This is a genomic window from Qipengyuania sp. RANM35, assembly GCF_041021145.2.
Lineage (GTDB): Bacteria > Pseudomonadota > Alphaproteobacteria > Sphingomonadales > Sphingomonadaceae > Qipengyuania > Qipengyuania soli.
Genome location: NZ_CM196433.1, coordinates 2,642,389 through 2,667,223 on the forward strand (window position 1 = coordinate 2,642,389; position 24,835 = coordinate 2,667,223).

The 24,835-nt window shown below is 65.0% G+C and carries 20 protein-coding genes; 5 read left to right on the forward strand and 15 right to left on the reverse strand.

All coding sequences use genetic code 11. The features are described 5' to 3' along the window. Positions 1-12 precede the first annotated feature (12 nt). Both RAM60_RS13310 and RAM60_RS13315 read left to right on the forward strand, forming a co-directional pair. Complete coding sequence (locus RAM60_RS13310; protein WP_369026362.1) at positions 13-429, forward strand: GtrA family protein; 417 nt, start codon at positions 13-15, stop codon at positions 427-429. Next, the gene (locus RAM60_RS13315) at positions 426-2,255 is read left to right on the forward strand and encodes a hypothetical protein (protein ID WP_510639855.1); all 1,830 of its coding nucleotides are present in this window, start codon (positions 426-428) and stop codon (positions 2,253-2,255) included. Before RAM60_RS13310 ends, RAM60_RS13315 begins: the two co-directional genes overlap by 4 nt. On the opposite strand, the gene msrB is transcribed toward RAM60_RS13315, so the two are convergent. From msrB to RAM60_RS13335, 4 genes are all read right to left on the reverse strand, one after another. Then, positions 2,252-2,746 carry a peptide-methionine (R)-S-oxide reductase MsrB gene (msrB, locus tag RAM60_RS13320; protein ID WP_510639857.1) on the reverse strand — a complete coding sequence of 165 codons (495 nt, stop codon included), beginning with the start codon at positions 2,744-2,746 and terminating at the stop codon, positions 2,252-2,254. The two genes, RAM60_RS13315 and msrB, sit on opposite strands and share 4 nt — an antisense overlap. Positions 2,747-2,827: 81 nt before the next feature. Continuing rightward, positions 2,828-4,168 (reverse strand): cytochrome P450, encoded by a 1,341-nt coding sequence (locus RAM60_RS13325; protein ID WP_200981805.1) that lies wholly within the window; start codon positions 4,166-4,168, stop codon positions 2,828-2,830. A gap of 145 nt (positions 4,169-4,313) precedes the next feature. Beyond that, positions 4,314-5,525, reverse strand: coding sequence for an ABC transporter permease (locus RAM60_RS13330; protein WP_369026359.1), 1,212 nt, complete (start codon positions 5,523-5,525; stop codon positions 4,314-4,316). Further along, on the reverse strand, positions 5,522-6,502 hold the full coding sequence (locus RAM60_RS13335) for an ABC transporter ATP-binding protein (RefSeq protein ID WP_369026358.1): 981 nt from the start codon (positions 6,500-6,502) through the stop codon (positions 5,522-5,524). The genes RAM60_RS13330 and RAM60_RS13335 overlap by 4 nt, the downstream gene beginning before the upstream one ends. Positions 6,503-6,567: 65 nt before the next feature. Between RAM60_RS13335 and queG the strand changes: the two genes are divergently transcribed. After that, positions 6,568-7,620 (forward strand): tRNA epoxyqueuosine(34) reductase QueG, encoded by a 1,053-nt coding sequence (queG, locus tag RAM60_RS13340; RefSeq protein ID WP_369026357.1) that lies wholly within the window; start codon positions 6,568-6,570, stop codon positions 7,618-7,620. On the opposite strand, the gene RAM60_RS13345 is transcribed toward queG, so the two are convergent. From RAM60_RS13345 to RAM60_RS13395, 11 genes are all read right to left on the reverse strand, one after another. Beyond that, a complete protein-coding gene (locus tag RAM60_RS13345) occupies positions 7,617-8,765 on the reverse strand; it encodes a CaiB/BaiF CoA transferase family protein (protein WP_369026356.1) in 1,149 nt (382 codons plus the stop codon). The genes queG and RAM60_RS13345 overlap by 4 nt on opposite strands. After that, complete coding sequence (locus tag RAM60_RS13350; RefSeq protein ID WP_369026355.1) at positions 8,762-9,988, reverse strand: NAD(P)/FAD-dependent oxidoreductase; 1,227 nt, start codon at positions 9,986-9,988, stop codon at positions 8,762-8,764. The genes RAM60_RS13345 and RAM60_RS13350 overlap by 4 nt, the downstream gene beginning before the upstream one ends. A 56-nt stretch (positions 9,989-10,044) precedes the next feature. After that, positions 10,045-14,742, reverse strand: a complete 4,698-nt coding sequence (locus RAM60_RS13355) for an NAD-glutamate dehydrogenase domain-containing protein (protein ID WP_369027321.1) — start codon at positions 14,740-14,742, stop codon at positions 10,045-10,047. 187 nt (positions 14,743-14,929) lie between these two features. After that, on the reverse strand, positions 14,930-15,907 hold the full coding sequence (locus tag RAM60_RS13360; RefSeq protein WP_369026354.1) for an LLM class flavin-dependent oxidoreductase: 978 nt from the start codon (positions 15,905-15,907) through the stop codon (positions 14,930-14,932). Beyond that, positions 15,904-16,743, reverse strand: coding sequence for a tetratricopeptide repeat protein (locus RAM60_RS13365; RefSeq protein WP_369026353.1), 840 nt, complete (start codon positions 16,741-16,743; stop codon positions 15,904-15,906). Before RAM60_RS13365 ends, RAM60_RS13360 begins: the two co-directional genes overlap by 4 nt. Then, positions 16,740-17,483, reverse strand: a complete 744-nt coding sequence (locus tag RAM60_RS13370) for an alpha/beta fold hydrolase (RefSeq protein WP_369026352.1) — start codon at positions 17,481-17,483, stop codon at positions 16,740-16,742. The genes RAM60_RS13365 and RAM60_RS13370 overlap by 4 nt, the downstream gene beginning before the upstream one ends. A gap of 45 nt (positions 17,484-17,528) precedes the next feature. After that, on the reverse strand, positions 17,529-18,605 hold the full coding sequence (locus RAM60_RS13375; protein ID WP_369026351.1) for a M48 family metallopeptidase: 1,077 nt from the start codon (positions 18,603-18,605) through the stop codon (positions 17,529-17,531). Between the two features lie 4 nt (positions 18,606-18,609). Continuing rightward, complete coding sequence (locus tag RAM60_RS13380) at positions 18,610-19,701, reverse strand: YjgN family protein (protein ID WP_369026350.1); 1,092 nt, start codon at positions 19,699-19,701, stop codon at positions 18,610-18,612. 67 nt (positions 19,702-19,768) lie between these two features. Then, positions 19,769-19,963: a helix-turn-helix transcriptional regulator gene (locus tag RAM60_RS13385; protein WP_200981816.1), complete on the reverse strand. Its 195-nt coding sequence runs from the start codon at positions 19,961-19,963 to the stop codon at positions 19,769-19,771. Next, on the reverse strand, positions 19,960-20,565 hold the full coding sequence (locus RAM60_RS13390; RefSeq protein ID WP_369026349.1) for a hypothetical protein: 606 nt from the start codon (positions 20,563-20,565) through the stop codon (positions 19,960-19,962). The genes RAM60_RS13385 and RAM60_RS13390 overlap by 4 nt, the downstream gene beginning before the upstream one ends. Further along, positions 20,562-20,741, reverse strand: coding sequence for a hypothetical protein (locus RAM60_RS13395; RefSeq protein WP_369026348.1), 180 nt, complete (start codon positions 20,739-20,741; stop codon positions 20,562-20,564). Before RAM60_RS13395 ends, RAM60_RS13390 begins: the two co-directional genes overlap by 4 nt. A gap of 160 nt (positions 20,742-20,901) precedes the next feature. Between RAM60_RS13395 and RAM60_RS13400 the strand changes: the two genes are divergently transcribed. Beyond that, on the forward strand, positions 20,902-22,563 hold the full coding sequence (locus tag RAM60_RS13400) for an alkaline phosphatase D family protein (protein WP_369026347.1): 1,662 nt from the start codon (positions 20,902-20,904) through the stop codon (positions 22,561-22,563). Positions 22,564-22,823: 260 nt separating this feature from the next. Next, on the forward strand, positions 22,824-24,821 hold the full coding sequence (gene thrS / locus RAM60_RS13405; RefSeq protein WP_200981819.1) for a threonine--tRNA ligase: 1,998 nt from the start codon (positions 22,824-22,826) through the stop codon (positions 24,819-24,821). The last annotated feature ends 14 nt before the right edge of the window (positions 24,822-24,835 follow it).

A 24,835-nucleotide genomic window follows, 5' to 3' on the forward strand; every position in this document is an offset into this window, starting at 1 on the left:
AGGGAACGGATCATGGGGGCATATTTCGACAGGCTGCGCGACATCAGGTTCCTGCGCTACCTGTTCGCCAGCGTTGGCGCATTGGCAGTCGACATGGGCAGCTTCCTGCTGCTCCTTTCCGCCCATGTGACCGCCGCGCCCGCCTCCGCAGCGGGTTACAGCCTGGGCATCCTTGCCCACTGGATGCTGTCGAGCCGTGCAGTCTTCGCCGATAGCGTTGCCGCAGGGGGCAATGCCCGTCACATGCAGAAAGCCGGGTTCGTCGGTTCGGCGCTTCTCGGCCTGCTGCTGACTACGATGATCGTGGGCGCGGGTGATGCTGCGGGGATCGATCCGCGCCTCGCCAAGGTCGCCGCAATCGGGGTCAGCTTCATCGCCACATGGATCGTGCGCAGTCGCTTTGTGTTCCGCGCACGCACGGTGACATGATCGGCTTTGCCGAACGCCGCAGGCTTGCGCCTGTGCCGATGCCCGAGCATTCGGCGCACCGCCTGCCGTGGCGGGCGCTTCATGACGCACACAGTGTCGCCGCACTGGTCTTGCCGTGGCTGGCCTTCACACTGCTGATCGGCTGGACCATGCGCAACCAGATCGGGACACTCGCTATCGCCGATCCCGACGATGCCATGCGCCTGCTCGAAGTCCGCGACTGGCTCGCTGGGCAGAGCTGGTGGGACGTGACCAACTACCGCGCCGGAGGGGCTGAGGGCTTCTCGATGCACTGGTCGCGGCTGGTCGATGTGCCGATTGCTGCACTGGTTCTGCTGTTCGACCTCTTTCTGCCGGCCGACGCTGCCGAACGTGCCGCGATCGCCTTGCTCCCGCCGCTGCAGATGCTGATCGCACTTTTCATCCTGCGCAGCACTTTGCGCTGCCTCGGCTTCCGTGACGCCGCGGCAAATATCGTCCTGCTGGTCGCACCGCTGCTTTCGCTGGTAGTCGGCAATATGGTGCCGATGAAGATCGACCACCATGCTTGGCAGGCCATCTGCGCCATCGGCATCCTGCGGCTCATGGTCGACCGGCGTGCCATGACGCGCCAGACACTGTTCGCGGGCGCACTGGGCGGGCTGCTGGTAACGATTTCGGTCGAGGGTCTGCCCTTCGTCGCCGCGGCATGTGCAGTATTTGCGCTTCTCTATCTGATGGACGCCCACGATCGCGGGCTCGCGCTGTTTCTCGCCGGTTTGGCAGCTTCGTCCGCACTCCTCTTCCTCGTAACGATCCCTCCCGCGCTCTGGGCATATCCGCATCCTGACGCGATAGGTTGGCCGCACCTCGCCGGTTTCACTCTGGCAGCACTGGCTGCGTGGGCAATCTCACGCCGTGCGAAGCCTGCGCTTCCGGCGGTGCGGATCGCCTTGCTTTCACTCGTTGCCATCGCCGGTGCCATGCCGGTCCTTGCCATGTTCGGCCTCGAAGGCGTCGCGCCATTCGGCGATATCGACCCGCTCGTGAAGGAGTACTGGCTCGACGGGATTCAAGAGGTGAAGCCTGTCTTCCGGCTCTTGCCCGATGCCGCCGCCATGCTGGGCTGGATGGTGGCGCTCTACCTGCTAGCGCTCGCAACGCAGCTGCGTAAACGGCTGGGTGGCGACAATCCGCGCGGCTGGTTCATCACCTTTGTGCTCGCCGGACTGATGCTCGCGCTCTCGCTGGTTGTATTCCGCGTCGCGCTCCTGGCGCAGCTGCTGATGACGCCTCTGCTGGCGGCGATGCTCCACGACACGTTGCGCACCGCTTCGCGCTTCGACAACCCTGTCTTGCGCGTCTTCGGCATTGCCATCGCGCTGATCGTTCTGAGCCCCACAGCGGGATCGCTCACGGGCAAGGCCATCGTCGCCAATGCCCATTCACAGGTTCGCGGATCGTCCGACATCGTCGCGAGCGATTGCGATCTGACGCGTCTCGCCGGCCTGCCTGCCGGACGCATGCTCACCTCGATCGACATCGCGCCGCAAGTCATGCTGCGAACCGGGCACTCCACGGTCGCCGCTCCGTATCACCGCAACCAGGCGGCTTTGCGCGGCGCGATCCTAGCCTTCACTTCCCCGGCCGAAGAGGCGTCCGCAAGGCTTGCCGCCCTTGATGCCGAGTATGTGATGATCTGCCAGGGCACGCCGGATACCGCGAGTTATGCCGCGGCGGAGGATGACAGCCTTGCTGCTGCCCTGCTTGCCGATCGCGCTCCCGCCATGCTCACTCCGGCAGCCGGGTTCGACAGCGGCGCGCTCCGCGTCTGGCGGGTTCGCTAGGCGGGACGGAAGTCCAGCGCCACGCCATTGATGCAGTGGCGCTTGCCGGTCGGGCGCGGGCCATCGTCGAAGATGTGACCGAGATGCCCGCCACAGGTCGCGCAATGCACTTCGGTACGTGCGTAGCCGAGCTTGTAGTCTGTCGACGTGCCGACGGCTTTTGGCAGCGACTGCCAGAAGCTCGGCCAGCCGGTGCCCGAATCGTACTTGGCCTTCGACGAATAGACCGGTGTCGCACAGCCGGCACAGGCGAAGGTGCCGCGCCGGTGCTCCTTGTTGAGCGGCGAGGAGAAGGGGCGTTCGGTGCCTTCATCGCGCAGTACCCAGTATTCGGTCCTGGTCAGCCGCTTGCGCCACTCGGCGTCGGTCAGGGTGACCGGAAACCCCTTCGCTTCGGCGCGTCCCGAGCCGCAGGCGGTTAGGGCGATGAAACTTGCGGATGCGCCTATCCAGCCGAGAAGGCCGCGGCGGTCGAGTGAAGGCGTGTGCATGGCAATCCGTCTCATGGCGCGGGGATAGTACCCCGCGCCTGAACTACGCTTGAAATGGCCGAAAGGTTACTGCCGGCCCGATCAGAAGTTGGTGATCTCGACCTCGAGCTTGCGGAAGCCGTGGACGAAATTCGCCTTCACCCGCTCCACGTCACCCGCAAGATGCACGCGCATGCGGCGCTTGTGCATTTCCTCGAGCAGGACGCGCAGCTGCAGTTCGGCAAGACGTGCGCCCACGCAGCGGTGGATGCCGTAGCCGAAAGCGATGTGGCGGCGGGCATTCTCTCGCGTGAGGTCGAGCTTGTCGGGGTTCTCGAACACTTCTTCGTCGCGGTTGGCCGACAGGTACCAGAGGACGACCTTGTCGCCTTTCTTGATTTGCTGGCCGAACACTTCGGTGTCCTCGACACAGGTCCGGCGCATGTGCGCAAGCGGCGTCTGCATGCGGAGCATTTCCTGCACCGCGTTGGGGATTACCTCGGGGTTCTGCTCGAACAGCTTGCGCTGGTCCGGGTTCTTGTCGAGCTGGTAGACGAAACCGCTCATGGAATTGCGGGTCGTGTCATTGCCGCCGACGATCAGCAGGATGAGGTTGCCCATGAATTCCTGCGGGCTCATCTGGTTCATCGCCTCGGAGTGGATCATCATCGAAATGAGATCGTCACCCGGCTCCTTGTCATGCGTGCGCTCGATCCACAGCGACTGGAAATAGGCCGCCATCTCGTGGAGGAAGCCCCAGCGCATGTTGTCGAGCTCGCGCACGGTGGCGAGTTCGGTATCGCCCGACCAGTCGGACCAGAAGGTCAGCAGGCGGCGGTCTTCCCAGGGGAAACCGAACAGGATCGCAAGCATTCCCGTGGTCAGTTCGATGGAGACCTTGTCGACCCAGTCGAACACCTCGCCGCGCGGCAGCGTGTCGAGCAGTTCGCCGGTGCGCTGGCGAATCTCGCCTTCCATTTCGGCCATGCCGCTGGGCGTGAACTTGGGGGCCACGGTACGGCGCTGGCCGGTGTGCTGCGGGCGGTCCATGGCGATGAACATCGGCAGCTCGCGCCGTTCCTCGATCCCGGCTTCCTTCAGCTCTTCATCGGTCAGGCGGTTGAGGATGGTGATGCCACCATGCTCCCAGCTCGACGAGAAGATGTCGGGCAGCGCCTCGATGTGCTGTATCGCCTTGTGGCTGACCACCGCCCAATAAGGCCCGAACGGGCTTTCGGGGATGTAATGGAGGGGCCCCGCCGCGCGCATTTCACGGAAGATCGGGTGCCAGGTGTTCTCGGCGTAGATGTCCGACCGGCTGACGTCCCACTTGTGCGGATGCTCGAGCTTGTCCTCGGGGTGCTCTTCGAAATGCTTCTTCAACGCCTGGTAGGCGCTCGGCTCGGAGCGGCATTCGGGACGGGCGACGGCGGCGGTTGCCATTCTTCTCTCCTCTCGCGCCGACTCTTTGTGCCGGCCTTCTCTCGAAACGCATCCTGCCGCAACTGACAGGAGTGTCAATAGTGCGTTGCAAATTGGAACCTATCTATCAGGCCCGCAACGAGAGAAATTGCACCGGTGCGACCGTTCAAGTGGGGCTTATTGCGCCGGAACGTCCCTTTGTGGCGCGACCCGCCTTGCCTGACTTCATCACCCGGCGCCGGAACAGCGTCGCCCCGAAGCGGACGAATAGCGCCACGCAAAGTCCCTGCCATGCGAGGGCCAGTGCATGGGGCCAGATTGCCTCGGACTGGGCGGCGCGGGCCAGCATGGCGAAGGGCGAGGACAGGGGGAAGATCGCTGCGAACAGCTCCATCGGCGATCCCGGCCGGGTGATTGAGCCTGCGGCGAGGAAGAACACCAGCAGCTGCGCCATGGTCACGGGCATCGACAACGTCTGCACCTCGCGCACCGTTGCCGCCATCCCCCCGATGGTCAGGAAGATCGACCCGAGCAGCAGGTAGCCCATCGCGAAATAGGCGATGCCGAGGGCGATGAAGGCGGGCCAGCCCAGCGCGGGCTCGGGCAGCTGGGGCAGGCTCTCGCCTGCAACGAGCCCGACCAGGCCGCCGAAGCTTGCCCACACGATGATTCCGACGAAGCTCACGCCAAGCATGGCGAACAGTTTGCCGAGAAACACTGCGTCCATCGGAACGGCTGCGGCGAGTACTTCGATGACCTTGTTCGCCTTCTCTTCGACTAGGTTCGAAAGCACCATGCCTGCCAGCAGCATCATCAGCAGGAACAGCAGCAACTGTCCCGCCTGTGCGGTGCTGATGCGATCGGTTCGCGCTGCTGCCGCGCTGGTGGCGACGGGGTCCTGTTCAACCTTCGGGAAAGCGCTGGGCGACGAACCTGCAGCGGTCGCAGCTATCAGTGCTATCGATCCGCGCCAGCGTTCGATCTGTCCCTCTGGTGCAGTCAACCTGGGGGCCGCGATGGTGCCCGTCACAACGGCGGAGAAGTTCTGCTCCGGCCGCTTGAGTATTTCTCCCGGCGGATCGCCGCTCGCCTCGGCCACCAGGCCGGGCAGGGCATAGCCGACTTCGGGTGCCAGCGTATCGCGGGCTGCCATCATCGCCGCATTGTCGGCAGGCGACATGGCGATGGCCACGGCATTACTGACCGATTCGCGCTGCACCTGTCCCCCGATTCCGCCGGCCAACCCGCCAATAAGGAGCGGGAAGAGCGGGCCGAGCAGGAAGAAGAAGAACGCGCGGCTGAACAGGATCGCGTGAAAATCGCGCCGGGCAATGACGCGCGCGGCCTCGAAGCGAGAGAGACGGGTGGTATCGCTCATCGTGCAGCCTCCTCGGCATTGTCCTCGGCAAGCGCACGGGCAGCCGCCTCGCCAGCGATTTCGACGAAGGCGTCGTGCAGGCCGGCGCGTTCGATCGAGAGCGACAGGATACCCGCTCCGCCGTCGATCAGGCGCTTGAGCAGCACCTCGATCCCGGTGTCGGGAACAGGGAAATACCAGAAGTGCCCGGCCCCGGCCTTGGCATCATGGCGGGCATCTTCTGGCAGGGCGTTGCGCCATTCGCCGCTCTCGGCCCGGGTTTCGAGCCGTACCTGCGCCGGTATGCGATCGCGCGCCACGTCGACCGAGCCGGCATAGGGCACCTTCCCCCCGGCGATGATCGCGACCTCGTCGCACAGCCGCTCGGCATGATGGATCACGTGAGTCGAGAAGATCACTGTCGTGCCTTCGTTGGCGAGGCGGCGGATCATCTGTTCGAGCTTGCCCTGGTTGATCGCATCGAGCCCGCTGAAGGGCTCGTCGAATACCACCAGCTTCGGCTGGTGCACCAGCGTGCCGAGCAGCTGCACGGTCTGCGCCATGCCCTTCGACAGCTGGCGGATCTGGCGGTCGATCGCGTGACCCATGCCGTGCGCCTCGAGCAATTCGCGCCCGCGCGCCTTGCCCACTTCCAGCGGAAGGCCGCGCAGCGCGCCGAGAAAGGCGATGGCATCGTCGCATTTCATCGCCGGATAGAGCCCGCGTTCTTCCGGCAGGTAGCCGATCAGCTTCGCGACCTCGTGTGGGCGATCGTTGCCGAAGACGCGGCGCACGCCCTCGTCGGGGTCGATGATGCCCAGCAGCATGCGCAGGGTCGTGGTCTTGCCCGCGCCATTTGGGCCGAGGATGCCGTAGATCGCGCCTTCCGGCACCGAAATGTCGACGCCGTCGACCGCCAGCGTGTCGTCGAAACGTTTGACCAGTCCACGCGCCTCGATGGCGAGGCCTGGTTGACTGTCAGCAAGGGGTCGCGTCATGGCGCCTGTCTCGGTAAGCATGCCGGGTCATTAACCGCTGCCAGTGAACGGGAGCCTCCGCAAGATTGGTTAATCCGGCCTCAACAGGCGCGCTGCGCCAGGCCCTTATCGAAGAGGCCCGAAAGCTCGGCTTCGTCGCCTGCGGTTTCACCGTGGCGGGGCGCGATGACTTGCGTGCCGCGCGTCTGGAGGAGTGGCTGGGCGCGGGTCATCATGGCTCGATGGAGTGGATGGAGGCGCGCAAGGAACAGCGCGCCAGCCCCGAGGATCTATGGCCCGAGGCAAGAAGCGTGATCGCGCTCGGCATGAGCTATGCGCCCGACATCGATCCGCTGGCGCTGGAAGGGCAGCCGGACAAGGCGCGTATCTCGGTCTATGCACAGGGGCGCGATTATCACGATGTCGTGAAGAAGGCGCTCAAGGCGCTGGCTCGCTGGCTCATCGAACGGGAACCTACAAGCGAGCTCAAGGTCTTCGTCGACACCGCGCCGGTGATGGAGAAGCCGCTTGGGCAGGCAGCCGGGATCGGCTGGCAGGGCAAGCACACCAATCTGGTCAGTCGCGAGCACGGCAGCTGGCTGTTCCTCGGGGCGATCTACACGACGCTGGAATTCGAACCCGATGCACCGGGCAAGGACCGGTGCGGATCGTGCCGCGCCTGTCAGGATGCCTGCCCTACGGACGCCTTCCCCGCGCCCTACCAACTCGATGCGCGGCGCTGCATTTCCTACCTGACCATCGAGCACAAGGGACCTGTGCCCGAGGAGTTGCGCGAGAAACTGGGCAACCGCATCTACGGATGCGACGACTGTCTTGCCGTCTGCCCGTGGAACAAGTTCGCCGATGTCGCGCATCGCCACCTCAAGCTCGCTCCGCGCGATGAATTGATTGCGCCCGATCTCGCAACCTACCTTGGCTTCGACGACGCCGGGTTTCGCCAGCATTTCTCGGGCTCGCCAATCAAGCGCATCGGCCGCGACCGCTTTGTCAGGAACTGCCTCTATGCGGCGGGCAACGGCCGACTGGCCGCGTTGCGGCCCCTGATCGATCCTCTGTGTAGAGACCCGGACCCCGTCGTCGCCGAAGCCGCAGCGTGGGCACTCTCCCGCATCGGTTAGGGCTTGTTGTGTTGCCCCAATAAGGGCGCGGGGGCGGGTTCGGCCTGCTCCCAGCCCGAAAACCGGGATGGTTCTCGCATCTCCAGATGCGCGCCTTCGCTCGGATGCTCGCGCCGGGTCATAAAGCCGGTAGCGGTGAGATGCGGTTCGCTCGCCATGTCGGCCATGTCGCGCACGGCCATGGCAGGCATGTCATTGGCATGCATCAGCGCGACGACTTCCGCAGTGGTGAACTGCGGCGTGAGGGCGGCGATCCGGTCGTAGAGTTCAGGCACCGCGGCAATGATGCCGGGGAGGGTGGAGAAACGCTCCTGCCGGGCAAACTCCTCATCGCCGAGGATCGCGATGACCTCACAGAAGTGCTGCGGTCGATAGGGCACGACACTGACATAGCCGTCGGAAGTCGGGAAGGGCTGGCGATGCGGGTCGATCTGGCGGGCGTAGCACGCTTGCCCGACCGGCGGATCGAAAGTGATGCCGCCGAGATGTTCCTTGAGCATGAAGCTGCTGAAGGCCTCGAACATCGGGACTTCGACATGCTGACCCTCGCCCGTGCGCAGGCGGTGGATGACGGCGGCCATCACCGCATAGGCGGCATGCAATCCGGCAACCTTGTCCGCGATGAGCGAGGGCAGGTAGCGCGGACGCGGATCGCCATCGACGCGCGACAGCAAGGTGGTCGTCCCGGTTCCGGCCTGGATAACGTCGTCATAGGCCTGCAGGCCGGCATAGGGACCGTCCGACCCGAAGCCGACGCAATGGACATAGATGATGTGTGGCGCGAGTTCGCGCACGTCCTCGTAGCCGAAGCCCAGCCGCCCGATCGCCTCGGCGCGGACATTGTGGATGAAGATGTCAGCCTCGCCCAACATTTCGCGCATGGCCTCGCGGTCGGCTTCGAGCTTGAGGTCGAGCATGACCGACTTCTTGCCGCGATTGAGCGCGATGAAGGCAGGGCCCATGCCCAGCGTCTGCGCAGGAGTGGCGGCATAGCGGAAACCGTCGCCGCCGGGCGCCTCGACCTTGGTGACGTCGGCTCCGAAGTCGGCGAGGATCTGGGTGCAATAGGGCCCGAAGACCACCGAAGTCATGTCGACCACCCGCAGACCGTCGAGCATCGCGCGACCGTCCGCAGGATCGATCATTGCATTTCCTTCAGCTGGACTTCGGCATCTGCGAGGAGTTCGGGCGCGATTTGCGCGCGGTCCATCACCAGCTTGCGCCCCTGCACGTAGTCCTTGGTGTTGTTGACGCAGTCGAGCGCGATCACAGCGCCCTCTTTGAGGTAGATCACGCTGAACTTGCGCGCCGCAGGATCGCCGCGCAGCACGGTGGCATCATAGCCCATAGAGATGCCGACAGTCTGGAGCTTCAGGTCGTACTGGTTGGACCAGAACCACGGCACCGCGTCGTAATCTTCCTTCTCGCCCATGATCGCCTTGGCCACCAGCGTTGCCATGTCGTTGGCGTTCTGGACCGATTCGAGGCGGATTACGGCGTTCCCCGCATAGGGATTGGCGTGGCTGGCGCAGTCACCGATGGCGTAAACGTCGTCGAGCGGCGTGCGGCAATAGGTGTCGACGTCGACCCCGTTGGAACCCGAGGCCCCTGCCGCGATCAGGGGCCCGACCGAGGGAACAATACCGATCCCGACGATTACGATCTCACATGGGATGGTTTCGCTGGCATCGGTAACGACTGCGGTGACCCGACCGTTCTCGCCCTCGATCCGCTCGACGCCGGTCGACAGGCGCAGATCGACGCCATGCCCGCGATGCTCCGCAGCGTAGAAATCCGAAAGCTCCTGGCCTGCCACACGGGCGAGGACACGGTCCTGCATTTCGATGACCGTTACTTCACAGCCGAGCTTGCGCAGGACGGCAGCGGCCTCGAGCCCGATGTACCCTGCTCCGACGATGGCTGCCCGCTTCGCACCGGCGGCGAGTTCGTCGCGCAGAGCGTCGACGTCCCGGCGATTGCGGACATAGTGGATGCCAGTCAGTTCGGCTCCCGGGCAGGACAGGCGACGGGGATCGCCACCCGTTGCCCAGATCAGCTTGCGGTAGGTGACGCGCGTGTCGTCCGACAGCAGCAGCTCGTGCGCCTTGGCATCGACCTCGTTAACGTTTCGACCGAGGCGCAGTTCGATCTTGCGATCGGCCCAGAACTGTTCGGGCCGGATCTGGATGCGCTCGAACGGCTTTTCGCCAGCGAGGTATTCCTTCGACAGCGGTGGGCGCTCGTAAGGCGGGTTACGGTCGCGGCTGACCATGAGGATCGAATCCTCGTGACCCGCCTGGCGCAGGGCGATCGCGGCCTGGGCACCACCATGCCCCGATCCGACAATTACGACGTCGAAATGCTCCATCGCGCCGCTGGCTGGCGTCAAAATCGCCGGCGGTCAAGCATTCGCGCGCCTGTGGATCATCGCGCCAGGAGGTTGCGTGCCATACTTGCGACCTGCGCCAGCATGGCCGGAGCGACTGGCGTCTGCGCCTGAGCCCGAGCGATCATGCTGCGGAAGTTACGCACTGTCGCGTCCTGCTCGTCGGCCCACTTGCCGGCCATGGCGAGCATGTCCTTCTTGGCGTCCTTGCGTCGTGCGAGGCGCCGCAGGAGCTCTAGCCGCATCTGCTGGAAATCGCGCGCCAGTCCCGAAACCAGCAGGCGTTCCCAAACGTCCGAGGGACTCATCAGAGCTGCGGTCGACTGGGCCCAGTCAAGGCCAAGGCGATGACCGATATCGGTGAAGGCACGGGTGAGGTTGCCCGGCTCGATGCCCGTTTCGCTCGAAAGGCGCGCGAGGCCAACCGAACCGTCGAGATCGTAAAGGTGCGTCACACGCGCGGCCAGTTTCTCCGGCGCTCCGGCCTCGACCAGCTGGGCAAGCAGGCGCGACGATTGGGTGCGCGATTCGCTCGAGAGCAGGTCCTCGGTCGCCTGCGAAAGGAAACGGACACCCTTGCCGAGATCATGGACCATTGCGCTGGGGACGACCTTGCCGGCCGCGCTGCGCAGCACGTCGGACATGAGGTTTCCGACAGCCGCCGCCAAGCGATCGAACAGCATCAGGCGTGCCTTCTCGGGCATGGCGGCGCTGTCGATTGCTGCCCACAGGTCCTGGAGATCGAACAGGCTCTCGGTCGCGACGAATGCCGCAGCGACTTCGGCAAGTTCGACGCCTTCTTCTTCCGCGAGCTCGAACGGGTGGATCACGCCGAGGCGGTTGACCATGCGGTTGGCGAGCTTCGTGGCAATGATTTCGCGACGCAGGCGGTGACCCGCGATTTGCGCCTTGTACTTGCCGCGCATGGGTTCGGGGAAAGCCGCGAACAATGTGGCGGAGAGCAGGGCATCGTCGGCCAGTGCGCTCGTCTCGATCGCGGCTTGAAGCACCAGCTTGGTGGAGGACAGCAGGACCGCGAGTTCAGGGCGGGTCAGGCCCTGACCGTCCGCAGCCCGGCGATGCAGCGCCTGATCGTCGGCCAAACCTTCTGTTCGGCGATCCAGGTTGCCGCCGGCTTCCAGCGTCTCGATGATGTGGCGCTGCGAATTCATCGCCCGTGCCCCGCCGAAGCTGGCGATGGACAGGGCCAGCGCCTGCAGGCGGTTGTCTTCGAGCACGATGGCGGCGACTTCGTCGGTCATCGCTTCGAGCAGTTCGACGCGCTTGGGTTCGGAAAGCTTGCCCGAGCGTTTGGCCGCGGCGAGCGCGATCTTGATGTTGACCTCGTTGTCCGAGCAGTCGACGCCGGCCGAATTGTCGATGAAGTCGGTGTTGATCCGGCCACTGCCCTGCGCGAATTCGATTCGCCCGGCCTGGGTGATCCCGAGGTTGGCGCCTTCGCCGATGACCTTGGCGCGCAATTCCGCCGCATCGACGCGCAGCACGTCGTTCGCAGGGTCGCCCACGGCCACGTTGTTCTCGTGGCTGGCTTTCACATAAGTGCCGATGCCGCCGAACCAGATCAGGTCGACCGGTGCCTTGAGGATGGCCGAGATGAGCGCTTCCGGCTCCATCTCGTCCTGCGCGATACCGAGCTTGGCCTGCATCGCCTTCGAAAGCTTGATCGACTTCGCATCGCGCGGGAACACGCCACCGCCGCGAGAGATCAGCTCGGCATTGTAGTCCTCCCAGCTCGAACGCGGCAGGGCGAACATGCGCTTCCGCTCCTTCCAGCTGACGGCCGGATCGGGATCGGGGTCGAGGAAGATGTGGCGGTGGTCGTAGGCGGCGACCAGCTTGATCGCCTTCGACAGCAGCATGCCGTTGCCGAACACGTCGCCCGACATGTCGCCGCAGCCGACGACCTCGACGCTCTCGCTCTGCACGTCGACGCCCATCTCGAGGAAGTGGCGCTGGACGCTGACCCAGGCACCCTTGGCGGTGATGCCCATCGCCTTGTGGTCGTAACCCTTTGAGCCGCCGCTGGCGAAGGCATCGTCGAGCCAGAAATCACGGGCTTCGGCAATGCCGTTGGCGATGTCGGAGAAAGTCGCGGTGCCCTTGTCGGCGGCGACCACGAAATAGGGGTCATCACCGTCCGTGATCACGACGTCCTGAGGGTGGACGACCTTGTCGTTGACAATGTTGTCGGTGACCGAGAGCAGCGTGCGGATGAAGATCTCGTAGCTGGCACGGCCTTCGGCGGCCCAACCCTCGCGGTCGGTGACCGGGCTCGGCAGCTGCTTGGGATAGAAGCCGCCCTTGGCCCCTGTCGGCACGATAACCGCGTTCTTGACCCGCTGGGCCTTCATCAGGCCGAGGATCTCGGTGCGGAAATCGTCGCGCCGATCGGACCAGCGCAGGCCGCCGCGGGCGACCGGGCCGGAGCGCAGGTGGATGCCCTCGACGCGGCGCGAATAGACCCAGATCTCGCGCCAGGGAACGGGCTTGGGCAGGCCGGGGACGAGTGCGGAATCGATCTTGAAGGCCAGCGCCTCATGCGACGCCGGGGCAAACGCATTGGTGCGCAGGATCGCGTCGATAAGCGCATTGTAGAGGCGTAGCAGTCGGTCGTCGTTGATCGCCTTGACCTTGCCCAGCCCGCGCTTGATCGCGGCGCGCGCTTCCTCGATCGCGGCCTCGCGTCCCTTGCCGAATGCGGGATCGTGGCGCGCGGTGAAGAGCGCGACGAGTGCGCGCGTCACATCGGGCGCCGCAGCCAGGGCATCGACGACGGTATAGATCGTGAAGCTGGTCCCGGCCTGGCGCAGGTAGCGGTAAAAGGCGCGCAGCCAGTTGGCCTCGCGCGCAGACAGTCCGGCTTCAGGCACGAGGCGGTTGAACGGGTCGTTCTCGGCCTCGCCATTGAGCACCGCAGAGATGGCTTCCTCGATCGCTGCATCGCGTTCGATGAGGTCCCTGGGATCGCTGCTGTCCTTCGACTGCAGCTTGAAATCGTGGATCGTGCCGAGGCGCCCGTCGTCGAGAACGGTCGGCATTTCCGACTGCACGTGAAAACCGAAGTTCTCGAGCGCAGGGACGCCCTCGGACAGCGGCAGGCTTCCTTCCGACTGATAGAGCTTGAGGCGCAAGCAACCCACGGCCTCGCGGTCACAGAAATACATGCGCGCGCCGCGCACGACTTCCTCGCTCTCGAGGCTGGCGCCGAGATGGTGGAGGCGGGAAATGTCGAGTGCTGCCTCGCGCACGCCGAAACGGCCGCGAAACGCAGTCGGGAAACTGTCGGCAAAGCGCAGGGCGAGGGCAGCCGCACGCAAGGGCTCCTCGAACTGGGCGAGTTCGGCTTCGACAGCTTCGCTCCAACCGCGCAGCAGCGTCTGGAGCTTTTCCTCGAGCACATGCTCGTCGGGCACGCCCGCGCCATCGCGGATGTCGAGTACGAAGCGCAGCATGGCAAGGTTGCCGCCTTCGACCTCGAGGCTCCAGTCGAGCAGCCGCGCCGAGGCGCCGTCTTCGAGCAAGGCCTGGATTTCGAGGCGAACCTGCGTTGCGAGCATGTCGCGCGGCAGCCAGACGAAAGCGAAGAGGTGGCGGGCGAGCGGCGCTTCGACCAGCGCAAGGCGCGGGCGAGGCCGGTCGACCAGGCTCATCATGGTGGTCGCGACACGCTCGACATCTTCTTCCTGGAAGCCGATGAGCAGGTCGTGAGGAAGTGCGGTCAGCGCGTGCACCAGCGCCTTGCCGGCATGGCCGGTGTCATCGAAGCCATAGCGGTCGTGCAGCTCTTCAAGCTGCTGGCGCAGGCGCGGAACGCTGCGCGGCGAGGTCGCCAGCGCCGCACTGGTCCACACGCCGGCATGGATCGACAGCGCAGTGAGCTTGCCGCCCTCGCGGATCGGCACGAGGAAGAGGTCGAGCGGTACGCGGCGGTGCACGTGGCTGAGGCGGTTGGCTTTGATGACCAGCGGCACGCGCGTGTTCGCCTTGTTCTCGAACCAGGCGAAAGCGCGATCGTAGGAAGCGTCGGCAAGCAGGTCCGCCGCGCTCTTGCGGCAAATCCCGAGAGCATGATCCTGCTCGCCCGTGCGATGGCGGACGAGGTGGCCAAGCTGGGTCAGCATGCCCGAATTCAGCCATTCGAGAAGGGCCGCTCCCTCGCTGTCGAGGTCGGCGATGCGCTTGGCATCGGCTGCCATGGCCTTCTGCAGCTTGGGCCAATCGTTCACTGCAGCGCGTACGTCGGCCAGCGTTTCGCGCAGGGTCTGTTCGAGCAGGCGGCGGGTCTTCGCATCGACGCGGGCGGTCTCGATGTAGATCATCGATTCCCAGTCGGCATCCTCGGGATCTCCCTCGGGAATCCTGGCGAGCGTGAAGTCCTTCTTGCGCTCGACCGGGACGACCGGGTGGACCAGCCGGTCGATCGACAGCCCCATGGCGGCAATCGCCGCTGCGACCGAATCGACGAGGAAGGGCATGTCATCGTTGACGATGGCGATGCGGGTAAAGCGGCGATCCTCGGTCGCGCTCTCCACGGTCATCGCCGATTTGCCGAACTCGCGTTGCAGGGCGGTTGCCGAAAGGAAGCCGGCAGCATCGCCCAGCTTGGCTTTCTCGAAAGGCGTGTCGCCGCGTAGCAGCGATTGCCGCATCCGCTCGGTAATATCCGCCAGCATTTTCCTGGAAATCTTGCCCGTCTTGGCCTTTTCGGCACTCATCGAACCCATCGGGGGCCTCTCGTCTCTCGGCGTACGATCATTTCGCAACCGCGTAACTTCCGAGTCGTGCGGCAGCGAGGTCTGATGGCGCGCCTAGGCCTCTTGCCTCAGGTCCGCAAGGTGACGTGCACGGCAAGGCGCAATCGTATGCACGTTCTGCGAGCACGGAACGCGACGCTACGGCTTCTCAGCGTTGCAGAGCGCCCATCGCCAGTTCGAGCGAGCGGATGCGTGCGGCAGGATCGAAGGTGCTGCCCCCGAAAATGATCTCGTCGGCCCGGGTTCGCGTGATGAAGGCGGCAACCAACTCGCGCACCGTCTCCGCAGTGCCGATCACGCTCGCCTGGCCGATATGGGCGAGCATGGCCTGCGCGTTCGCGGGGAGGCTCTCGCGATATCCGGCGACTGGCGGCGGCAGCTTGCCCGGGCGACCGGTGCGCAGGGCGACGAAGCTCTGCAATTGCGAGCTGGCGAGAAGCTCGGCCTCTTCCGCAGTGTCGGCGACAAAAAGGTTCATCGCGGCCATGACGTGCGGTTCGGGACAGGCATCCGACGGCCGGAACTGGCGCCGATACAATTCGAGCGCGGCATCGAGATGGTCCGGCGCGAAATGGCTGGCAAAGGCATAGGGCAGGCCCAGTTGCGCTGCCAGTTGCGCGCCGAAAAGGCTCGACCCGAGCATCCAGAATTCCGGATTCGCGCCAAGGCCGGGAGTGGGATGGATGGTGGTTTCGCCACGCATCAACGCCATAAGTTCGACGACGTCCTGCGGAAACATCTCCGCCGCGCGATGGAGGTCTTTCCGCAGTGCGCGCTGGAGTTCGGGCCCGGCGCCGGGTGCCCGCCCAAGGCCGAGGTCCACGCGTCCCGGAAACAGCGCATCGAGCGTGCCGAACTGCTCGGCAATCTGGAAAGGCGTGTGGTTGGGCAGCATGATGCCGCCCGACCCGATGCGGATGGAGCTAGTAGCATTGCCGATATGCGCCAGCACGACCGATGTCGCGCCGCCGGCGATACCTTCCATCGCATGGTGTTCGGCCACCCAGAAGCGCTTGCAGCCCGCGTTCTCGGCTGCCCTTGCCAGCGATACCGCCGCGTCCAGCGCCTCGCCCACCGTGCCGCCTTCGCGGACCGGGACGAGGTCGAGGACGGAAAAATCGGTCACTGTTTCAGCTGCTCCAGATAGGCAGTCGCACGATTGGCGAATTCGCTGTCGGGTGCAACGATCAATACCGATTCGAAACTGCGGCGTGCATCCTCACGCCGCCCGGCGAGGGCAGCGATGATTCCCGCCTCGAGACCGATGGCGGGGTTTCGTGGGTCGAGCTTGGCAGCCTCCTCGATCATCTTCTGCGCATCGTCGAGGCGCTCGAGACGCCGATCGAGCAGCGCCGAGACAAGCCAGGCGCGTGTGTTTGCAGGATTGCTCTCCCGCGCCAGCTTCAAGGCCTCGATCGCTTCGTCCATCCGTTCGCTCGCACCCAGCGAAGTGGCGCGATCGACGTACAGGTCCGAGGCAAGTTCGGCGTTCTTGATGGCAAGCGCCCCTTCGATCGCGCTGGCGAAAAGGGGCTCGGCAAGCGCAGGCTTGCCGTCGGAAAGGGCGGCATTGCCTGCCATGGCCTTGAGGCGCGCACTATAGGCAGCAAACCTGTCGGCAGCCTCGCCGCTGGCGACCTCGAAGATCTGGCGGGCCTCGTCGAACCGTTCGAGACGCACGAGCGCGATGCCGAGGCAATGTGCCGAGCGGACGAGGTCGAGGTCGTTCTTGGCGGACAAGCGCCAGGCATTGGCGATGTCGAGCGCGGTCTCGGGATCGCTTTGCGCGCTCGCGAGGCAGTCGGCGAACTGCTTCTGGCTCTCTTCAGGCAGGCTGACCGTCACTGCGGGCGCGGGTACGGTCTTGCGATCGCGCAGTTCTGGTGGAGTGCCCGGAAACGCATCGAGGGTGGGATTGGGGCCGACCTGCAGCAGGACGAGCGAAAGGATGCCGGCGATCAAGAAACTGTCTCCAAAAGGGCCGCGACCGTGCGCAAGAGCAGGGCGATGTCCTGCTCCCGCGAAAGTCGGTGGTCGCCATCCTTTACCAACGTCACCTGTACGGCTTCCGAACGCAGGGCGCGCGCCAGTTGCATGGAAATGTCCCACGGCACGTCCGCATCGCGCTGGCCGTGGATCAGGTGGCAGGGCGCATCGATGGGGATAGTGCTGCCCAGTTGCAGCTGCGACTGCCCGTCGGCGAAGAAACCGGGATGCATGGGCGTGGGCTCGGGCCCGTAGGGGTTTTCGTCGTAGACCGGCTCACCCGCCGCGAGCCTGGCCTTGTCGCTCGCGCTGCGGCCCCATTCGGTGAAATCCGGCGCCGAAGCGATGCCGATAAGGCCGGCGAGGCGATCGCCCAGCGCCTGCCCGACGAGCAGCATCAGCCATCCGCCCATGGACGAGCCGATAACGATGATCCGACCAGAGGTGCTCGCCTCGACCAGCGCGAGCACCTCGTCACACCAGCGCGACAGCGTGCCGTCGGCGAAATCGCCGTCGCTGGCCCCGCAGCCCGAGTAGTCGAGGAGCAGGCATGCCCTCCCGTTCGCCTGTGCCCAGTCGAACAGCGCGGTCGCCTTCCCCCCGGCCATGTCGGACATGTAGCCGGGCAGGAAGACCAGCGTGGGGCCCGAACCCGGCGTGTGACGGAAAGCGATCCGACGCCCGTCGGGAAGCTCGTGGAATTGCACTTCGCTCATGACGATGTCCTGTCGAGCCTGACGCCTGCCTTTGCAAGGCCGGTGTCAGAAGAGCTCGAATTCCTCCACGTCGGGATCGTCCTTGCACATCGACTTGAGTGCTTCGAACTCGGCCGCGGTCAGGACAGGGCGATAGGTTTTGTCCTTCTTTGCTGCGGCCTTGAACTCGCGGGCGCGTTCGCCTGCTGCAGGGTGGCTCGCCAGCCAGCCGACCACGGCGTTCTGGTCCTTGCCCTCGCCGCTTTCCTCGGCGACGCGTTCGAAGAAGTCTGCGGCTCCGAGAGGCGAGATGTCGCTCTCCGCGAGACGTGCGCGGGCATACTGGTCGGCCTCGCGCTCGGCATCGCGGCTGTATCCCATCGAAGCCACTCCGGCCATGGTGTCACCCACGCCGGTATTGGCCCCGGCGAGGAGGACAGAGAGGCCGAACTGGCGCATCAGCGCGGTCATCACATGGCGTTCGCGCACGTGTCCGACCTCGTGCCCGAGCACGCCGGCGAGCTCTTCGGGGGTCTCGGCCTGCTGGACGATGCCGTCAAACAGCAGCACCTGTCCGCCCGGCAGGGCGACGGCGTTGACCATGCCGATGTTCGCCACTCCGGCGTTGACCTGCCTCGCCGCCGGATCGACTGCGTCGAGGAGTTTCTTCAATGCGGCGTCGCCCTGCGGCGTGTGGCAGATGCGACCACCGAAATCGCCGATCATCGCCTGCCCCAGATTGCGCTCCCAGCTGTCAGGGATACGCGGGCCGAGCCAGTCGGGTGCGGTCATGAACAGAGCCACCGCGGCGGCGCTCGCTACGGCGAAGATGGCGACTGCGCGGCCGATGCCGAGCCGGTCGACCCAAGCGCCGTATTCGCTTTTCGCGGGCAGGTGCGCGGCAAGTCCGGGTGGGAGGTCTGCAGGCAGGATCAGGCGGAAATCGGGCGCACTCTCGCGGCGGTAGAGAATGCGGCCGGGTCGGGCTTCGAGGAAGTGCAGGTCGGCCGCCGCGAACTCCATGCGCGACGTCGATCCATCGACCACGAAGCCCCCGCGTCCGTCCCATTCGAGATGACCTTCGTGGCGCAGCGCATTGGTGCCGTCATACCATTCTGCTGCGCAACGAAAGCTGTCTTCCATGGGATCAGATAGCCCCCATGTCGAAGGCGTCCAGCAGCCCTTCGCCGTGTTTCGAAGTGGTGGTTGTCGACTGGGTCAGCTCGTCGAGCAGGATTTCGCCGCCCGCCTCCATGTGGGTCATGAAGAACTTCCAGTGGCGATAGGTGAGGAAGACGAATCCCAGGCCGAAGGTGAAAACAACCAGCAACGCATCGCCGACGAGCAATTTGACCCAGTCCATGGTCGAAGCCTCGAAGCTGAATTGCAGATTCCGCCAGCGCGTCGATCCCACAACCTCACGGTAGTATTTCGCATAGAAGGCGACGGCGATCAGGCCGAGGCCGAGGTAGAAGAACAGGGCAAGGCCAATGATGCCCAGCACTCCGCCGACGGCCATTCCGTCCTCGCCCCCCACGCCATAGCCCGCGAGCATGCCCATGCCTGCCATGGCGACGCCGCCGACGAACAGCACGAAGGGCGCAAGGTAGAACAGCAGGAAGCGGCCGAAGACATTGCCGGCTTCCGAATCCGCTTCGAATTCGTAGGGGCCGAAGCTCATCCTGTTCCAGCGCTCGTTCCACAGGCTGGTCATCGACCAGGGAATGAGGAGTCCTGCCGGGATCCAGCCCGCCATGGTCTTCCACATGTAGGAAAGGCCGTAGAACATGCCGTTGTCGTCGCTGCCACCACGGATGCCGCGCCAGCGCGTGCGCGAAAGGCGGTAACGCAGGCCTCGGAAGCGGGCGACGCCGATGAGGTAGAAGATCGCGACCATCGACCCGAACAGGAGCAGGAGGCCTGCGATCTCGTATCCGCGCGCGATCAGCGCCTGCGCGCCGAAGCTGACGATGAAATAGGGGACGCCAAACAGCGCGAGCACAATGAGGAAACCGAGGAACAGCTCCATTCCCGTGCCCGCCCATTCGAGGTTCTCGTCGACGAAGCGGCTGCGCGACCACAGGTAGCGGCGCTCCCGCGCGGTCGCCCAGAAACGATAGATACCCAGCGTGACAATGGTCAGGAGCAGATTGGTCAATGCAATCGGCGCAAACTCGCGCCAGTTGCCCTCGAAGACGAAGGCGCTCTGCGCCTCCTCGTTATCGCCCGATCCCTGCATGTAAAAACCCCCTCGAACCCTGCAATACAGCTTCGGGAACTCGGGGGTTTTGTCAATCGCGCCACGATTATTGTTCGCGAATGAAAATTTCTTCGATGGCGAGGCCGAATACATCGGCGATGCGGAAGGCGAGCGGTAGCGAGGGGTCGTAGCGACCGGTTTCGATGGCGTTCACGCTCTGGCGGCTGACCTCGAGCCGGTCGGCAAGGTCCTGCTGGCTCCAGTTGCGTTCGGCCCGGAGCACCTTGAGGCGGTTCTTCATGCGCAGCCCCCGTCGCCGGCCATCGTGACGCGGTTGTAGATCGTCCCCGCCACCAGGCCGAGGCACCAGATCGGGAAAACGTAGAAGATCGGCAAGCGCGGGACTTGCGTGAGCAGTTCGAGCATGCCCCACACGCTCGCCACGGCAAGCAGGAAGCCCGTGGCGACGATGAACTTGCGGACTTCGAGGAGGCGCAGGTACTCGTCATCGAGTTCGACCAGCAGCCTGCCCAATGCCCAGATCATCGCCAGCACCGCCGCGCCGGGAACGAGCGCAACCATGATCGGGGCGAGCGTTGGCGGAGCATCGTCGGGGAGCAGTCCCACGGCCAGCAGGATTGCCGAAATATAGGCCGCAGCCGCAACTCCCATGCGCCGCATATAGGCATTGTAGGCCGGGTGACGCTTGGAGGACTTCGCGCTGCGGAGTTTCATCACGAGGCCGATGACGAGCAGGCCAAGCGGAACGATGCCGAGCACCCGGGCGGTCGCGGGGTCGATGGCCCCGCTGGCTCGCAGCGCCAGTATCGCGAGACCTGTCGCGACTGCGGCGATCCCGAGCTTCTGGAAGCGAGGCAAGCCTGCCTTTTCTTCCCCGGTCATGCCTTGCAACCCCGCAAGGCGCAGCCCTTGCCGGGCTTGAGGACCGCCAGCGCGATGCCGGGGAGGAGGATGAGCATCGCATCGCCCGAGTCGCCGCTGACGGTGCCCTGTGAGACGCCGAAGGCGACGAAGATCATGCTGACTGCGATAGCGCAGACGAGGATCAACCGGTTCATTGGTCAAGTTCCCTTTCTATGGTGTAAAGGGTGTTTTACATAGATTCGTGACGATGTCAATGTTCCTTGTCATAATGACCATGAACCTTTCCAGCCAAAGGATTGTTCTTGTCATCGGGCGGTCATCGCGAGAAGGCAGTGGACGGAGAGAGGAGACCCCATGATCGCCACCGAACCGCCGCAGTCTGCACCCCTGGCCGCACTCGATCGCCGCACCCTGTTCAAGGCAGGCGCCTTCGGCATCGGCCTGGTAGGTCTCCAAGGCACCCTCCACGCGGCAAGTCGGGGCTTCAGCCACGGTGTCGCCAGTGGCGAACCCGGGGTCGACAAGGTGCTGCTGTGGACGCGCTTCGTCGGCGACCAGTCGACTGCGCTGGAGTTCCAGCTCTCCGAAACGCTCGATTTCGCAAATCCCGTTTCCGGCGGCAGCGCGATCGCCCAGCCGGAAAACGACTGGTGTGCCAAGGCCTGGGCTGACGGCCTGCGCGCAGGAACATGGTACTATTACCGCTTCGTCGCGCCCGACGGCTCGATGTCCGATATCGGCCGCACCAAGACGCTGCCCGAGGGCCCGACCGAGAAATTCAGGATGGCGGTGTTCTCCTGCTCGAACATCGGCTTCGGCTGGTTCAACGCCTATGCCCATGCGGCGGCTGCGAACGAGTTCGACTGCGCTTTCCACCTCGGCGACTATTTCTACGAATACGCCCCCGGCACCTATCCCTCGGCGAACGAAGTCGCGCCGGGTCGCACCGTGTGGCCGCCGCAGGAGCTCGTCCACCTTGCCGATTACCGCGCGCGCTTTGCCGCCTATCGCAGCGATCCGGACCTGCGCCGCCTGCACCAGGTCTATCCGCTGATCAGCGTTTGGGACGATCACGAGACTGCCAACGATTCATGGGAAGGCGGCGCGGAAAACCACCAGCCCGCCAGCGAAGGCGAATGGAGCGTGCGCAAGGCCGCCGCCATCAAGGCCTATCGCGAATGGATGCCGGTATCGGACGAATCCTGGGCGAGCTACGAGATCGGCGACCTGGCGACGCTGTTCCGCCTCGAAACGCGCCTGACCGCGCGGGCCGAACAATTCTCCTACGGCAAGATCCTGGCCGGAACGACCAAGCCCGAAGAGGCCATGGCTGCGCTGTCGGCGTTCAAGGACGGTGCCTGGCGCGATCCCTCGCGCGAACTGCTCGGAATGGCGCAGCAGGGCTGGCTCGCCGACGGAATGCGACAGTCGGCAGGGGCGGGCAAGCGCTGGCAGGTGCTGGTGCAGCAGGTGCTGATGGGTAGCGTGGCGACTGCGACCAGCCTCATCGATGCCCTGCCCGACGACCTCCCCGGCTATATCCGCCAGCGCATCCTTTCGGGCGCGCTCGCTTCCGAGGCGGGACTCCCGCTCAACATGGACGCATGGGACGGTTATCCGATGGCGCGGGAGAAGGTGTTGGCCGCGGCGCTGAACGCCAATGCCAATCTCGTCAGTCTTGCCGGCGACACGCACAATGCCTGGGCCTTCGACCTCGACCTCGACGGGGAACCGGTGGGTGTCGAATTCGGCGGCCATTCGGTGACCTCTCCGGGCTTCGAGAGCTACCTGCCGTTCCTCAAGGCGGACACGGTCGAGAGTGCGACGGTAGAACGCAACAAGCAGCTGCGCTGGATGGATTCCTCCCGCCGCGGCTACATGGCGGTCGAACTCACGCCCGAGGCCGCGACGAGCGAGTACCGCTTCGTCTCGAGCGTCAAGGAACGGGGCGCAGGGGTCAATGCGACCAAGCGGATATCGAGCCCGCACGGCACCCGCGTGCTCGACGTGGGTTGAGAAATTAACCCGCACGCGCTATCTCGTCCCGCATGACGCAAGTGCGCATCACGACCACTACCACCACTACCCCGGTCATCCGGGGGCGGTCGGTCGCGCGCTAAGCGAACCGCCGCCGCCCGGTTTCGGGCGGTGGGCGTTTCCTCCCGAAACCTGTTTTTCTCGCAAACGCCGCTTCAAGCGCGCGCTCCCTTGTGCCATGGCGCGCGGCAACGGGCGAGGGTCTAGGCTCCGCGCCAAGCAAACGGACGACGAGTAACATGACGGAACTGCTCAAGATCAGCCTGCCCGACGGTTCGGTGCGCGAAATGGAACGCGGCAGCACGCCCGCGGACGTCGCCGCGGCCATCGGGCCGGGCCTCGCCAAGGCGGCCATCGCGGCACGCGTGGACGGCGAACTGCGCGACATCAACCGCCCCTTCGAAGGCGATGCCGAACTCGCGCTCGTCACCAGCCGCGACGAGGAAGATGCGCTCGAACTGGCGCGTCACGACTTCGCCCATGTCCTCGCCGAAGCGGTACAGGCGCTGTGGCCCGGCACGCAGATCACCTTCGGTCCGGCGACGGACGACGGCTTCTATTACGACGTGAAGGCACCCGAGGGCCGCGAGCCGTTCGGCATGGATGATTTGCCCGCGATCGAGGAAAAGATGCGCGAGATCATTCGCGCCGACAAGCCGCTGACGCGCGAGGTCTGGAGCCGCCAGCAGCTCATCGACAAGTGGGAAGCCGACGGCGAGGTCTTCAAGGCCGAGTGGGCGCGCGAACTGCCCGAGGGCGAGGAACTGACGGTCTACCGCTCGGGTGACGACTGGCTCGACATGTGCCGTGGGCCGCACCTTGCGAGCACGGGCAAGCTCGACCCGCAGGCCTTCAAGCTGATGCGCGTCGCCGGTGCCTACTGGCGCGGCGACCAGCGCAATCCGCAGCTGACGCGCATTTACGGCACGGGCTGGCTCAACAAGAAGCAACTCGATGCGCATCTCCACCGGCTGGAAGAGGCCGCCAAGCGCGACCACCGCAAGCTGGGCCGCGAGATGAACCTGTTTCATTTGCAGGAAGAGGCCCATGGCTCGGTCTTCTGGCACCCGCAGGGCTACGTCATCTACCGCATGCTCGAGGACTATATCCGCCGCGCGGTGCAAGGGGCCGACTGCCGAGAGGTCAAGACGCCGCAGGTGATGGACGCGCGCCAGTGGGAGAAGTCAGGCCACTGGGGCAAGTATCGCGAGAACATGTTCGTCATCCCCGACGAGGTGCCCAACACCGAGGACGAGGGCCCGATCGTCTCAGACGCCGCCGAATGGATGGCACTGAAGCCGATGAACTGCCCCGCGCACGTCCTGATCTTCAAGCAGGGCATCAAGTCCTACCGCGACCTGCCGCTGCGCCTGGTCGAGAACGGCTGCTGCCACCGCAACGAACCGCATGGCGCGCTTCACGGCCTCATGCGCGTGCGCCAGTTCACGCAGGACGACGGCCACATATTCTGCCGCGAGGACCAGATCGTCGAAGAGGTACGCAACTTCTGCGAACTCGCCGACAAGGTCTACAAGGACTTCGGTTTCACCTACGCGGTGAAGCTTGCCCTGCGCCCCGAACAGCGCTTCGGTTCGGATGAGGACTGGGACAAGGCCGAGAACGAACTGCGGCAGGCAGTGATCGACGCCGGCCTCGCGACCGAGGAATACGGGTGGGAGGAACTGCCGGGGGAAGGCGCTTTCTATGCGCCGAAGCTCGAATGGCACCTGACCGATGCCATCGGCCGTACCTGGCAGGTCGGCACGATCCAGTCGGACCGTGTCCTGCCCGAGCGCCTCGATGCGAGTTACATCGGCGAAGACGGCGAACGCCACCGTCCGGTGATGCTGCACAGGGCGATTTTCGGCTCATATGAGCGCTTCATTGGCATCCTTATCGAGCATTTCGCCGGTCGCCTGCCGACCTGGCTCGCTCCGACGCAGGCGGTCGTGGCGACGATCGTCTCGGACGCGGACGGCTACGCGAAGGAGGTCGAGGCCAAGCTCGAAGCGGCGGGTATCCGCGTCGCCGCCGACCTGCGCAACGAGAAGATCAACTACAAGGTTCGCGAACATTCGCTCGCCAAGGTCCCGCACATGCTGGTCGTCGGCATGCGCGAGGCAGAGGAGGGCACGGTCGCGGTCCGCACGCTCGGCGAACAGCACCAGAAGGTGATGAGCCTCGACGAGGCGATCGCCATGCTCAAGGCCGAGGCGACCCCGCCCGACCTGCGCTGACACGCGGCGTAGCG